Source organism: Pusillibacter faecalis (genome assembly GCF_018408705.1).
Lineage (GTDB): Bacteria > Bacillota > Clostridia > Oscillospirales > Oscillospiraceae > Oscillibacter > Oscillibacter faecalis.
Genome location: NZ_AP023420.1, coordinates 2,786,270 through 2,799,343, shown reverse-complemented (window position 1 = coordinate 2,799,343; position 13,074 = coordinate 2,786,270). Strand labels below are relative to the sequence as shown.

Sequence of the window (13,074 nt, the reverse complement as noted above, 5' to 3'; positions counted from 1 at the left end):
ATTGAGCCTCTTTTGTGGCTCAATTTTATTTTGTGCAAAGTAGCTAAAATGGGACAAAGTTTTTTCTAAGGAAAGAACCTATTGGGTGTAGAACTTTATGAAAACAGCGCAATATAAGTTTACGGCGCAACAAAAGGACTATATAATATAGCTATAAGTAAGGCGGGGATATTATGCGAGAGAAAGTAAATACAGCCTATTTTCTCAATGACCCCCGCAAATTTGGAGGTATGGAGGATGGAGAACGAGAACTAAACAGGCTTCGGGCGGTCTGTATGCGTTGGAAGAAAAAACAAGGAGAAAGTATCAATATTATCCTTGGCTTGTCTGTTACCAGCTCAGAGTACGTCGGCAAAATGAGCTATAACAAACCAAAAAATAAGGGCGGCAAAAAACAATTTATTTGTCAACAGAAAATATGGAGGAAAGACCCAAACACGGGTGAAATCAAAAAGTTAGCGCCAAACACTACTGTCGCACCGCACCTGCATATTTTGGTCAACGGGTACGGTGCGAGTAGTTGTGCGGAACATATTATTCAGAGCATGAGAAAGCATACCCCAGATTGCCGATATAGCAAGCAGCATTTAAAGACAGTGGAGCGTGTGAAGCAAGTAACTGAATATATAGAGGAGCAGAGTACAATTTTGCGCAGGGTCTAAGGTGCAAAATTGTACGCTTCTTCGTTTGGGGAACTTTTAAGAAAAACACTTCAAATATGGTATATAAGGTGCTTTGGGAGCGGTTGATTTTGGGGACTGAATTGTAATGTAATAATAAAGGGTTTATAGAACAGGGACGGTAATTATATTTTGCAACAGTATATGAAATATGGAGGGTCAAGCATGAAACAGTATCAACTTAAAGATCTTATTGGGCAAAATCTTTATGGTAAGGTGGTAGATGGGCTAAAGCAGGAACAACGGGATAAGGGATATACGGATAAGTGGCTGAAAGAAACTATTTTCCAGTTTAACCGTGAATGGCGGGATATGTTGGCTTTGGCAGTTGCAGAGAATAATGGCGAAATCAGCAAGAGGATGGCGCAGTATACCACAATTAAAAATACGAACTTTACCCATAACCTTTCTAAGCGTGACATAGCAGATTTACAGTTTTTGCAAACGCTTATTAAGACCCGCATTCTCAACGAGTGCCAAGGACAGCCCGCTTTAATCAGGCGTATTCTGGACGAGTACATCAATACCCAGGTTGGTGCAAGAGCAATTATGTTCTTAGCAAACGATGGGGACGTAAGAGAAGATGTAAAGCCGTACTACACTAAAGCGGCCGCAAATGCCACGAGCGTTTGGGAAAAGCGATTTTATGAGGAAAAGGCGGAAAAGTTAGATAGGCTTGACAAAGAGATTGCACCGTTCTACCTCAATGCCATTATTGGTGATGCTATGCTGAAACAGGCAAATGAGAGGGTAAGTCAGGATGCCGCAGAACAGGCTACCGGGTATTACTTCGATGGAGTATACAGCAAGCCGATGGAAGAACCAACCACCGCTTTAGGCCAGAATGAGGATATGTAAATGTTTCATAACAAATTTGTTTCTGAACAAAGAAACTACACTATGGCCTGCTTGGTGAACTTTGCAGAGTGCAAGATGAAACAGAAATGCACACCTGATAACAGGATTTCGGAAATTTTGGATTTCTATTCAAAGCCACAAAAAATAACTGAAACTCCTGCCAAACCTGTACTAAAACCAGTAGAAAGCAAGCAAGAGGACAGCATGCAGTTGCCTATCTCGCTGTCACAGCAAGGCGAGATTGCCACAGACACTATGGCTGCTATTGATGTATTAGAAGATGTGGAATACAGCAAGAGCGGGCGCGAGAGTACGCAAAGTAAGCCCAATACTTCCAACTTTGCTAATGCACACATATTTTGAGTTCAGGCAGGATAGGAGCAGAAGTAAGCAAAAGCCAACAATAAATATTTTGGGGGGTGTTTTTATTGGAGATTGAAAAGATTGCAGGATTAACTGTAAAGCAGTCCGCTTTCCTCATGGAGTATGCCAGAACGGACAATCTTTCGCAAGCCTGCCGAGTAGCAGGCATCAACCGCACAACGGGCTATAATTATTTGAAAAATGATGATTTTCAGTATGCTTTAGAGCAAATGAAAACGAAAATTGTAAATGCGGCGTGGACGCAACTTTCAAGCCATTTGGAAGTAGCTGTAGGAAAAGTCATTGATATATTGAATGATCCAAAAACATCAACAAATGCGAAATTAAGGGCAACGGAGCTTATTTTCAACTATGCTGCCCGTTATGCAGACAACAGAGATATACTGACTCGGATGGAACGATTGGAGGACAGTTTAAATGCAAAGTAAGACCTTATTGAAACGCCTAAAGTGGTTGGAGCGGAAAGCGTACAGCAACCAGGAATACTATTTGTTTTTCGGCCAGCCGAGGAAATCGGAATTAGCGAAAGTACCACAGGGGGCAAAGGTCATTATTTTTGTTGGAGAAGATGAGTTGGAGGACTAAAAACAGCTATACAGTGTTAAACTGCATAGCCGCTTCCTGATTTTTATATGTAGTTTCGTTTTTGGAAAAATTAGACATTAAATTAAAAAGATAAACATGCGTAAGACAAGCACCCCGCTAAAATTGAGTAGCATAAAATTATAAAAATCGGAGGAAAAATGTAGATTGTTTTTTGTAAAATTTTTTGTAATTGCAAAATAGCGGATAACGGGTATACTCATACGCTCAATAAAAGTTACAAAAAACAATCGAATATTGTAATACTACGAAAGCCTGTGCAATAAGCGGAAAATCCGCATGGTTTGCCTTTGCAGATCAGTAAACAGGAAGATGATACACAGTGAGACTGAACAAAACAGCTTGTACTTGCATAGGCTTTGAACAGGTGGGAGGGGGGCCGGTTTTGAGTGATAAAACAATAGGATAATTGCCCAAATAGTATTCTCGTCTTTATTTCGGCCTTTTTTCAAATCAATTCAGTTTCTTCCATAAACTCTTTTAACTGCTTGGTACAGTTAGCATAGTTGCGGGCATGATATTCAGGGTTCTGCCTTCCAATTTTTATAAAATATTTTTCGAGTGCATTACGATACTCGTCTATATCTACTTTGCCAATTAGAACACTATACAAATCTATGCCAAGGTCAGCATGGCGGTGCTGGGTAGCGTATATAGCATCAGAAAATATTTGTAGTATAGTTGCTTCATTTGCGTTTGAGCGTTTCGCCATATATTTTTGAAACTCAGCTTTTATTTGCTTCTTTTTGCTTATAAACTGCTCTGTGCAGGTAATCTTTCCGTTGTTTACAGGAAGGTTGGCAAGAGCGTATTCACAACACTGAACCACAAGTTGGTTAAAGGATATATCTTCACTCGCGGCCAACTCGTCTAACTGCTCAATAAGAGCATTTGGCATTCGGATAGTTTTATTAGAGGCTCCGTTCTTTTGAATAATAAACACGCTCGCCCATCTCCTTTCCTATACTTAGTTTAATCTATTTTTGTCCCGCAAAATACAAGCATAAAAATAGTTAAAATTTACTTGTAAAACAGGAAATAGGATGTTATTGTATTTTTGTAAATAGTTATTTGTAAAGGCGGGATGGCAATATGACTTTTGGATATGCGCGGGTAAGCACAGAAGAGCAGAACCTAAACAGACAGATTGATGCCCTGAACAACTATGGCATTGATGAACTTCTGACTGAAAAAATAACAGGCACAAAACGGGATAGGCCTGAACTAAATAGAATGTTAGACAAGCTCCGGGCGGGTGACAGTGTGGTTGTTGAAAGCCTTTCACGATTGGGGCGGTCTACAAAGGATTTACTTAACTTAGTGGAGCAGTTTGATAGGCGCGGTGTGATATTTGTCAGCCTGAAAGAGAGTATTGACATTAGCACCCCCACCGGCAAACTGCTCCTTACTGTTCTATCCGCTTTATGCCAATTTGAACGTGACTTGACTGTACAGAGGACAAATGAAGGTTTGCAAGCGGCGAGAGCGCGAGGGCGTAAAGGCGGCAGACCGCCCAAAGACCAAAAGACGATAGATAAGGCGTTAAAATTATACGATGCACAGACCCACAGCATTTCCGAGATATGCGAAGTATGCGGGATTGCACAGGGGACGCTCTATAATGCCATAAGAAAAAGAAAAGAGAGGATGTTGGGGCATGGCAAGGATTAAGGTATGTGCATACTGCCGTGTCAGCACAAAAGACAAAGAGCAGTTGACTTCTTTTGAAAACCAGATTGCCTATTTTCAGCGGGAGTTCGGGGCAAACGGAAACTATGAACTTGTCCACCTATATACAGATCGGGGGCGTAGCGGTACGAGCCTAAAGCGCCCGGAGTTTGACAAGATGATTTTAGACGCAGGGATTGACAAAGCGCAAATGGACGGTGATTTATTCCGCATTATAGGCAAGCCGAAGTTCAGCCGTATTTTGATAAAGAATACCAGCCGGTTTGCCCGGAATGTCAGCGCCGATATGCTTTTGAAAACGCTCCGCAAGAATGGCGTATATGTGGACTTTGTAGACACAGGCTTATCTACCGAGCGGGACGCCGATATTATGGTAGTCCAGATGTTGCAGGTGCTGGACGAGAACGAGAGCAGGGACAAGAACCGCAAAGTGCTGTTTGGCATACAGGAGGGTATCAAGCGGGGGAATATCCATACTCACGGCAACCTGTACGGCTATAAGTATTATCCAAAGCCGGAGAACAGGCTGGAGATAAGAGAGAACGAGTCAGAGGTTGTGCGGCTGATATTCGACCTGTACGCCAATAAGGGTATGGGGGTACAGAGAATAAGCGAGTATTTGACGGAGCGTGGCATATTGACACGGCAGGGAAAGCCATTCAGCGGAAGAAGTCTGCTGATAATGCTACGGAATGAAACCTACACGGGGCGAGGGGTAAGAAAGAAGTTTACAACGGGTCTAATCTTTGAAAAACACCCTGTACGAGAAACGGGCAGAGCCGTGATATTTGAAACGGATAAGGTTCCCGCTATTGTGGATATGGCTACCTTTGAAAAAGCGCAGAGAACGCTTGAGAGCAAGGTACAGCACAAGGAGCGCAGGGGCATATACACAGGCAAGACGGACTTTGCAGGGAAATTAGTGTGCGGCTGTTGCGGCGCACATTACTTTTCTTCTGGTAGCGACTATATCAAGTCGGTGGGCGGCAGGGTACGGACATACGCATGCAAGACAAAGCGTACCATGAGCAGGGATAAAGACGGAAACCGGGTCATGCTATGCAGTAACCCCAATGTTTCAGAAACGAAGATAAACCACTATATGCAAAGCAGGGCATTCGGTAACGGTCTGCTCTTCCGGTTTTCTAGAGGTATGGAAGAATTAGAGGGTATCCGGGCGGCGCTGGAAAGCCAGATTGATAAGCAGACTGCCGAGCAAGTAAACGATATGAAAGAACAGCTTGCACAGATAACAGCGCAGAAAGACAAACTTTTAGACCTGTATATGTCCGATATGTTTAGCAAAGCGCAGTTAGATGAACGGACAGAACCGCTAAAAATGGAGGAAGAACGATTGTTGTTTGCAATAAAGCAGCTATCACGCTCTAATGAGGAAGTCCAGGAGGATATAGCGGCAGTAAATAAAACCATAGAATACCTACAAGAGCAGAGGGAACTATGGCGTAAGAAATTCAAGACAATAACCCGAGAAGAAAAAATTGCAGGATTGGAGAGTATTATAATCAACTCCGACGGAACTCTTAACGGAAATATAAGGGTATAGAGGAAGTCGATAGACTGGTTGAAAAACACAGGTATTTGAAATATCAGACCCAGCGTAAGGTTTCATAATCTATTTGGCCTGAAGGGGATTGGCTATTAAACTACACCATTACGCAAGATATTTTTTGGATCATTTTGCCCATATAGCAAAAGAGGTGTACTATGAAGTTGCTTAAAATTATTGAGATGGACTGGACAGAACGATTGCCTTTTTATTTGCACAAGAATAGTTATCGAGGATTTAATAGGCATTGTTTTCAGCTACTTGTCATCATCTACTACTGCATAAAAGATTTGTTACTACTTTGCGTTGCCTTTTACTATTTCTTCTTCAAAGGGCTGTGGTTTCTTGTTAAATGGATTTTTAGGCTGAATAATCGTGAGTGGTTTATTCACCTGAAAGAGCGATTGGGAATATATGGTGAGAGCGAAGAGGATGATGGGAACGATTATGAAAATGATTTAAATTTACCTTCTTGCACAATTATCTTTATAGATAAAATGAGCGGTGTAGATTTCGAGCATTTTTGCGCCGACCTACTCCGTGTTAATGGGTGGGACAATATACAGGTTACTTCCGCCTCTGGCGACCACGGCATAGATATTACAGCACAAAAAGATGATATAAACTGGGGTTTTCAATGCAAACGCTGGAATAGCACAAAGGTAGATGCTGTTGCCATAGGTCAGACCTACAAGGGGAAGGCAATTTATGAGTGTGATATAGCGGTGATTATCACTACAAGCACACTTACAGCACAAGCGGAAAGCGAAGCAAGGCAACTAGGCATTAAAGTATGGGGACGGCACAAAATCCGCCAGTTAATGAGTAAGCTAGATAATGCAGATAACTATTACCTGTCCTCATAGTTGCCGCTCTTGCCTACTCTCGTGCGTTCTCTCGCATTTGCAATACAACGGGCAACAAACTACACCCCCAAAAAGAAAACGCCTGTAACAGCCGCTCTCGTAGCGAGATTGTTACAGGTGTTTTCTTTTCAGGTCAAGTGCCTTAAATGGTTAAGGACTTGACCCTTAATTATTTTAGCTCTAAATGCTGTATGGTGCGCCGTTGCATGGGATGTTGGTAAGCATCGTTGAAAAGCAAAACAAATTATTCATAATGTTCTTGAACGGGGTGAAATCATCCTCGCCCTCATCACTATCCACACCATCGGAAACGGCAACCAAGCGCACATCGTACTGCGAGAAAAATTCCTCTGTCAGCTTGCCGACCTCTATGTAGTTGCGGCCCAACCGGGAGAGGTCTTTGACAAATACAGCCGATATGTACCCGGCCTCGATTGCGGTCAGCATTTTCTGAAATCCGGGCCGCTTCATGGTGGTGCCGGTAATGCCATCGTCCACGAAAAACAAGGTGTCCGTATAGCCTTTTTCCCGCGCTACCTTTTGCAGTAATTTCTTCTGATTTTGGATGCTGTTGGACTCGGTGTCCATATTATCATCACGGCTCAGCCGACAGTAGAGGGCGGCGTGCCAAGCTTGTGATTATCCGACAGTTTCAAAATTGCCTCCTTCCTCGAGTGTCGGACAATCAGTATTTCCAAGTATATTGTACCTCCGCTTACCCCCGATGTTAAGGATGTCGCCGCTTTCCAAGTCTGCCAGCATGAGCTTTAAGAGGATGTCTTTCATCGTTTCGCCCGACCGCTTGTCCTTATAGACCGGGGTAACAATGAAATTGATTTTGCCCACTTGATAGGTGTACTGCTCCGGCATTACGCCTCCTTTCGCACAGATAGATAAAAACCAAGGGACGGCGCACAGCACCGCCCCTCGGTTCTTTCCCATGAGGGGGACTTTGGGACAACTTGTCCCAAAGTTCACCCCTCATACACCAAGGACAAAACATCGGATGATTTTAACCGTCATTACCAGTTTTCTTTCAGATATTCTTTCATGCTCTCAAGGCCCCGCAGGACGGAGCCGCGCACCGAGCCGCTATGTACGCCCTCGGCCCGACCAACCTCGGCATAGCTTTTGTCGGCAATGACACAAGCCTCCACACGGTGTCCCTGCATCTCGGGTAGGGTGTTCAATGCGTTCCAAAGATAGAAAAATCGTTCTGCTCGCAGCACCAATTCCTCCGGGGACGGCTCAAAGACACAGGCGGAATACTTGATCCCGTCGTCACAGTCCAAGGAGTATTGTGCCTTGTTGCGGGTCACACGGCGGCGATAGGCGGCCTCATACCGCTTGTTGGCTCTCAGTTCTTCTGCCACTTCATCGGAAACTTCCGTATATTCATCCTGGGTGTACCAAGGGTAAAAGTCTTTGAGATTGATGGTAGTCATTTTATGTACCTCCGTTCAGATTTTTGTGAATGGGCGATCTGAACGAAGCTGGTGGGGATCGGCAGCGGGGACTTACTTTGGGACAAGTTGTCCCAAAGTAAAGAAAATGAAATGCGCCTGTGTGGCAAGGCGACACGTAAGCGCATGAAATGACAAATTTATTTAGGTACTGCCATATTTCGCATCCGCTGCCGGACTGTCCCCATAGTGCGGACGGGCTTTTTTGACAGATTAGGCGGATGGAAAAAGGAAAAGGACACGGCGATACCTCCCGGATACCGCCGTGTCCTGCCTTAGAGCATAGTGAATGATCTGCCCACGGCGGTTTTTTCTTTTCTGCCGCCGGGCAGATAATAAGGCGATATAAACATGAAAAAGCCGATAACATCAGGATTTGATCCTGTGTTATCGGCTCTGCGTTAAAGCGTCTGGCTCTTTGATAACCAATACCGTTTGCTGTTTTACATTGATCAATGACTCTTTCTTGCACTTGGGGCAGTACAGAGGAAAGTGTATCAGTTCGGTATCTGACCGTATTTGCAGGCGTGTTTTGCTGCCACACGCCGGGCATAAAATCCAATCTCGTTTTTCCGTGTTGATCCCCCCATTCAGCGGCCCCGATGTTTATCCCGCTTTTTCTGTGGGCGTAATTCATATTGCCGTTCTTTTTCTGCTTCCCGCTGCTCACGGCTTATGGTTTTACGCTCCAATTTGTTTTGTTCATGCTGCAATTTCAATGCCTGCTGTGCCTTTGTCCCAATTCCGGGCTCCTGCAACTTACTGTGGATCTCCCGCTGCATTCGTTTGGGATTGATCTTCCGCTCCTCAACTCGTTCAGCTTTGATGGGTGGGCTGAATTTCAACTTGCTCCAATTTTTGAGCAGGAAATCCCATACCTCATAGTCCTTTGGCTCCGCTCCAAAAGTAATTTTGCAAACCTCATATCGATCGCCGTCAACACGCTCGTAGACCCCGACCCAAAATGGATTTTCAAAGAATACCGTTAGGGTACTTCGTGCCATTACGTGGCGTTCCCTTCTTCGGAAAACTGGGTCGAAAAAGAATCCAGCCATGCCAACAGCGCTTGATACAAAAGGCGCTGTTGGTCAAAGATTGTCCGGCCTACCAAGGGAATGTCTGCATATTGCTGTGCATACCCCTCGTTTTTTTCCGCAGATGCAAGAATACTTTTCCGCAGCTTGCTGACAAGGGCTTGGGCATGAGGGCGATCCATTTTGTTGAGGTTCGTAATCACCACATTGAAGTCAAAGGTAAGCGGCACATTCTGTTCAGCGATAGTGTCCATCAGCGTTTCAAAGTAGGCTCTCCCGGCATCGGTAATCGAGTAAATTGCCTTTTCAGCAAACCGCTCTCCCTTTACCACATCGCTCGTAAGATAGCCTTTTTCTTTTAGTTGGAGCACTTTTTTGTAGATAGATGGGATGCTGATTTTTGTCCAGCGGGAGAAATTGTGGTACTCAATATCTTTTTGAATGTCATAGGCACTTTGGGGCTTTTCCAGCACAATCCCCAAAATCACTAAATCAATGGATGACATACATATCATCCCCCCTTTACTATAAAGTATAATACTATAAATTATAGAAAAAGTCAACGAAGAAAAGGCAGACAAGTCACGTCAAATCCATAGAGGTTATACGGGAGTACACTAACAGCAAGCAGGGCAAGTGTGGCCACACTTGCTATTTTTTGCAGCCCGAGATGCTACAAAAAACGCTTGTTGGGGAGCTTCCCCAAACCCTCGTCGGCGCAAGCTCCGCATCCTTCGCAACCGGCCAAAGCCGCTTTCTCCCTCGCTCTGCTGCGCCTCCTCTCCCCACCGAACCCGCTGGCGCTGGGCTTCGGCGGGAGCCCCGATGTAATTGTCTGCGGCCCAAAGGCCTTAACTTTGGGACAAATTGTCCCAAAGAGAAATGCTAGCGGATGGGCTTAACCGTCCCCAGTTCGCCAGATGTGGAAAGTGTTTCGTCCAAAATAAGCAAGTAAGGGAATTGTATTAGCCGCTCTAAAACTATGCCCGCAGGCCCTTGTAGACGGGGTGTTTTTACAGCTTAGTTTTCCACGCAGCGCCTCCGCTGCTCCGGAACAAAATGTTAGCAGTATTTTAGAAGATCGAGGGTGGGTAAGGAAATCATATTGCCCCCGCTAAAACTGTGCTCAGCCCCCCTTGCAAACCAAGCTCCATTCTGGGCCAAATGCTAAATTATTAGCACTGCTTTTTGAGGTGCTTTCGATAGCAGAAAACACAGGTAATCCCCCTCCAATAAGATCACCCCGCACAAGGCGATTCTTCCGGGGCCTTCTGCGGGGCGGGCTTCTTAATAGTGAGGGACTTCTTTCATCATGCGCTCATAGGGGCTGTTGGTAAAATTCATAAGTAAAACCTCCGTGGTGTTCAACCCTATCCCCCCGCCCTTTCCCAAGATTGGGAAAGGGGGCGGCTCTGGAGGATATTCCCCCGTCACACCGCCAGAAAATAGAACAACCGGGGCCGTCAGTCAAGGGCAAGCCGCCGTATAACGGCGGTGTTATGCACCCTTGACAGACAGCTCCCGGCTGTTCTGAACAATATGCGGCGACGGGGGATATACTACCCGAGCCATGTAAAGGGAACCAGTTTGGGACATTTTGTCCCAAATTACTGTAATGCGATGAAGTGGGCTTTATGGTTCTTTGGAAAAGCTTTGATTTGCAATTAACTACAGCAAGCATTTTGTGGACATTTCGACTAAATATGATATAATGTATAATAATTAAACTTGGAATATCTGTCGAAATATAACTTGGAGGAATTGCCATGAAATTACAACCGATAGTCCGAGTAAAACTCGCCAAATTCCGTGAAGATTATGAGCTTCAAAATGTATCAGATGGAGTAGCATTTGAAAGATTTGCTAATCAAGTTATCCTGTCGACCCATCAACCCGGTGCATTTAGTGTAGACGACTCACTTTTGGATGCCGTTTGCGTCGGTGGGCAAAACGATATGGGGCTCGACGGAATTTGCATTAAGCTAAACGGTTTGCTCATACATACTTTACAGGATGCAAAGGATATATTTGAAAGATACAATAAAGCAGACATTGAATTTATTTTTATCCAGTCAAAATACAAAGAAAAGTTCGACTCAGGAGAATATGCCAAATTTACAAATGGTGTTGTTGACTTTTTAGGAGAAGATCATTTCCAGCCTAATAATGATAGCATTCAGGAATGGCTATCTATAAAAGAATATTTAATGAGCGATCAAGTTATGATGCGCTGGACGCGAAATCCAGATGTTCGACTTTATTATGTTGTGATGGGGACTTGGGAAGAAAGCCCCCACATAATTGCAATTTCTCAAAAGATAGAAAAAGATATAGCTGCCCTCGAAACTTATGGTGATATAGCTATCCAATATATAGATACGAGTAGTTTCAAGAGAATTATTGACGAGAACGAGAACGCTTTTTCTGTTGTTTTGAATGTCATAGATACATTTTCACTAACCGCTGTTGATGATGTTGATAATTCAAGCATCGTTCTTTGCAGTGCCACAGAGCTATTAAAACTTCTTGTATCGGAAGAAGGTCTCATTAGAAAAAGCCTATTTGATGATAATGTGAGAGATTATCAAGGGGATACAACGATTAACCAAGATATTCTAACCACAATTCAAAATGATCCATTTAGCTTTGTGCTTCTTAACAATGGAATTACTATTGTTTGTGATGAAATTGGGAGCGGTAACCGCAAAATAACAATTAAAAATCCTCAAGTTGTTAACGGCTGCCAAACCTGCAATGTAATTTACGAGGCAAGCAAACATGGGTACGATTTATCCCATGTGACGATAATTGCTAAAGTAATTGCAACGAGAAGCCTAGAGATTACAAATAGTATTGTAAAGGGCACAAACCGCCAAAACATTGTATATGATGAGGCCTTTGAAATCACCAGACAGTTCCACAAAGATTTAGAAGACTTGTTTAATGCCCTTGCAACGGAGACAGGCATAAAGCTATTTTATGAACGGCGTTCCAAGCAATACTTTAATAATCCAACTATTAAGCCTTTTGAAAAAGTAAATTTGCGAGGAATTTTGCAAAGTTTTGTGAGTGTTTTTTTGAGTGAACCCTTTAAAGGGCACAGGCATGAATCAAAACTTCTACAAGAATACCGCAACAAAATATTTGTCGACTCACAATCAAAATACCCATATTATATGGCAGCCCTAATCTTTTCTATGATTGAACACGAATATAGGGCAAATACAATTCCTAAAGAACTAGTTCCATATAGGATGCATCTTTGTTGGTTAGTAAAAGAATTATTGGCCCCCAATACCCCGACAATAAATAATGAAAAAGAAATTGACAAGTACTGCGAACAGCTTAAAGAGAAACTTCTGGATGAAAAAACATGGAATGAAACTCTAAATAGGACCTGTCGGCTCTTTACAAATGCTCAGCAAGAGTGGATCGAAGAGAAGGGTCAGAGCTACAAATATGGGATGAAAGACTCTACTGAATTCTTCAATTATCTAAGAGAGTATGTTCATACCCAGCAGAAAGTAGATATAATCGAAGAGAAACCTCTGCAGTATCGTGGAACGGTAATTAAAACCGGATTTGATAGAAACGGAAGATACTATGGATTTATTTCCAGGTTACCAGACAACATTTTCTTTCACGAACAGGATAATCCAGGTTTAAATTTCTCCAATCTATATGCACATGAAGTTTTATACAGCATAGTCAAAGATAAATTTGGAAATTATAAAGCTGTTGATGTTGTTCCAGTTTGATAGGCAAATTTTATGGAATACTGATTATCCGTACCTGAATACCATTTTTGCGTTTGTGATTTTCTGAAGCCCTTAAATGACACTCCGACCAAACAATGATAATCCGAACTACATTATCCAGATGGGTAATGTGTTCGGATTTATCATTTCTGGTGAAAATGTGCTAAGGGTA

At 43.3% G+C, this 13,074-nt stretch carries 15 protein-coding genes; 8 read left to right on the top strand and 7 right to left on the bottom strand.

The features are described from left to right. The first annotated feature begins 173 nt into the window (after positions 1-173). From KJS55_RS14115 to KJS55_RS14100, 4 genes are all read left to right on the top strand, one after another. A complete protein-coding gene (locus KJS55_RS14115; protein WP_213543598.1) occupies positions 174-662 on the top strand; it encodes a hypothetical protein in 489 nt (162 codons plus the stop codon). A gap of 183 nt (positions 663-845) precedes the next feature. Next, positions 846-1,538 carry a hypothetical protein gene (locus tag KJS55_RS14110; protein ID WP_213543597.1) on the top strand — a complete coding sequence of 231 codons (693 nt, stop codon included), beginning with the start codon at positions 846-848 and terminating at the stop codon, positions 1,536-1,538. Continuing rightward, positions 1,539-1,901, top strand: a complete 363-nt coding sequence (locus tag KJS55_RS14105) for a hypothetical protein (RefSeq protein WP_213543596.1) — start codon at positions 1,539-1,541, stop codon at positions 1,899-1,901. 65 nt (positions 1,902-1,966) lie between these two features. After that, a complete protein-coding gene (locus KJS55_RS14100; RefSeq protein ID WP_213543595.1) occupies positions 1,967-2,350 on the top strand; it encodes a hypothetical protein in 384 nt (127 codons plus the stop codon). Between the two features lie 623 nt (positions 2,351-2,973). On the opposite strand, the gene KJS55_RS14095 is transcribed toward KJS55_RS14100, so the two are convergent. Beyond that, positions 2,974-3,468, bottom strand: coding sequence for a YlcI/YnfO family protein (locus KJS55_RS14095; protein ID WP_213543594.1), 495 nt, complete (start codon positions 3,466-3,468; stop codon positions 2,974-2,976). Positions 3,469-3,617: 149 nt separating this feature from the next. On the opposite strand from KJS55_RS14095, the gene KJS55_RS14090 reads away from it, so the two are divergent. The 3 genes from KJS55_RS14090 (at position 3,618) to KJS55_RS14080 (ending at position 6,647) form a co-directional block, all read left to right on the top strand. Further along, positions 3,618-4,196 (top strand): recombinase family protein, encoded by a 579-nt coding sequence (locus tag KJS55_RS14090; protein WP_213543593.1) that lies wholly within the window; start codon positions 3,618-3,620, stop codon positions 4,194-4,196. Next, positions 4,183-5,778, top strand: coding sequence for a recombinase family protein (locus KJS55_RS14085; protein ID WP_213543592.1), 1,596 nt, complete (start codon positions 4,183-4,185; stop codon positions 5,776-5,778). The genes KJS55_RS14090 and KJS55_RS14085 overlap by 14 nt, the downstream gene beginning before the upstream one ends. A 161-nt stretch (positions 5,779-5,939) precedes the next feature. Continuing rightward, complete coding sequence (locus tag KJS55_RS14080; protein WP_213543591.1) at positions 5,940-6,647, top strand: restriction endonuclease; 708 nt, start codon at positions 5,940-5,942, stop codon at positions 6,645-6,647. Between the two features lie 180 nt (positions 6,648-6,827). On the opposite strand, the gene KJS55_RS14075 is transcribed toward KJS55_RS14080, so the two are convergent. From KJS55_RS14075 to KJS55_RS14050, 6 genes are all read right to left on the bottom strand, one after another. Beyond that, positions 6,828-7,235, bottom strand: a complete 408-nt coding sequence (locus KJS55_RS14075) for a recombinase family protein (protein ID WP_229600201.1) — start codon at positions 7,233-7,235, stop codon at positions 6,828-6,830. A gap of 51 nt (positions 7,236-7,286) precedes the next feature. Next, positions 7,287-7,517, bottom strand: coding sequence for a hypothetical protein (locus KJS55_RS14070; protein WP_213543707.1), 231 nt, complete (start codon positions 7,515-7,517; stop codon positions 7,287-7,289). Positions 7,518-7,669: 152 nt separating this feature from the next. After that, positions 7,670-8,092 (bottom strand): RNA polymerase sigma factor, encoded by a 423-nt coding sequence (locus tag KJS55_RS14065; RefSeq protein ID WP_213543590.1) that lies wholly within the window; start codon positions 8,090-8,092, stop codon positions 7,670-7,672. A gap of 405 nt (positions 8,093-8,497) precedes the next feature. After that, the gene (locus KJS55_RS14060) at positions 8,498-8,692 is read right to left on the bottom strand and encodes a cysteine-rich KTR domain-containing protein (RefSeq protein ID WP_213543700.1); all 195 of its coding nucleotides are present in this window, start codon (positions 8,690-8,692) and stop codon (positions 8,498-8,500) included. Positions 8,693-8,700: 8 nt separating this feature from the next. Further along, positions 8,701-9,114 (bottom strand): YjdF family protein, encoded by a 414-nt coding sequence (locus KJS55_RS14055; protein WP_213543589.1) that lies wholly within the window; start codon positions 9,112-9,114, stop codon positions 8,701-8,703. Next, the gene (locus KJS55_RS14050) at positions 9,114-9,650 is read right to left on the bottom strand and encodes a PadR family transcriptional regulator (RefSeq protein WP_213543588.1); all 537 of its coding nucleotides are present in this window, start codon (positions 9,648-9,650) and stop codon (positions 9,114-9,116) included. The genes KJS55_RS14055 and KJS55_RS14050 overlap by 1 nt, the downstream gene beginning before the upstream one ends. 1,260 nt (positions 9,651-10,910) lie before the next feature. On the opposite strand from KJS55_RS14050, the gene KJS55_RS14045 reads away from it, so the two are divergent. Next, complete coding sequence (locus tag KJS55_RS14045) at positions 10,911-12,902, top strand: AIPR family protein (RefSeq protein ID WP_213543587.1); 1,992 nt, start codon at positions 10,911-10,913, stop codon at positions 12,900-12,902. Positions 12,903-13,074: the final 172 nt, after the last annotated feature.

Excerpts from the sequence above, each read along its gene's own strand:
- KJS55_RS14075 (WP_229600201.1), bottom strand. The coding sequence starts at position 7,235 with ATGGACACCGAGTCCAACAGCATCCAAAATCAGAAGAAATTACTGCAA.
- KJS55_RS14065 (WP_213543590.1), bottom strand. The coding sequence starts at position 8,092 with ATGACTACCATCAATCTCAAAGACTTTTACCCTTGGTACACCCAGGAT.
- KJS55_RS14055 (WP_213543589.1), bottom strand. The coding sequence starts at position 9,114 with ATGGCACGAAGTACCCTAACGGTATTCTTTGAAAATCCATTTTGGGTC.
- KJS55_RS14080 (WP_213543591.1), top strand. The coding sequence starts at position 5,940 with ATGAAGTTGCTTAAAATTATTGAGATGGACTGGACAGAACGATTGCCT.
- KJS55_RS14050 (WP_213543588.1), bottom strand. The coding sequence starts at position 9,650 with ATGTCATCCATTGATTTAGTGATTTTGGGGATTGTGCTGGAAAAGCCC.
- KJS55_RS14115 (WP_213543598.1), top strand. The coding sequence starts at position 174 with ATGCGAGAGAAAGTAAATACAGCCTATTTTCTCAATGACCCCCGCAAA.
- KJS55_RS14090 (WP_213543593.1), top strand. The coding sequence starts at position 3,618 with ATGACTTTTGGATATGCGCGGGTAAGCACAGAAGAGCAGAACCTAAAC.
- KJS55_RS14070 (WP_213543707.1), bottom strand. The coding sequence starts at position 7,517 with ATGCCGGAGCAGTACACCTATCAAGTGGGCAAAATCAATTTCATTGTT.
- KJS55_RS14110 (WP_213543597.1), top strand. The coding sequence starts at position 846 with ATGAAACAGTATCAACTTAAAGATCTTATTGGGCAAAATCTTTATGGT.
- KJS55_RS14105 (WP_213543596.1), top strand. The coding sequence starts at position 1,539 with ATGTTTCATAACAAATTTGTTTCTGAACAAAGAAACTACACTATGGCC.
- KJS55_RS14045 (WP_213543587.1), top strand. The coding sequence starts at position 10,911 with ATGAAATTACAACCGATAGTCCGAGTAAAACTCGCCAAATTCCGTGAA.
- KJS55_RS14085 (WP_213543592.1), top strand. The coding sequence starts at position 4,183 with ATGGCAAGGATTAAGGTATGTGCATACTGCCGTGTCAGCACAAAAGAC.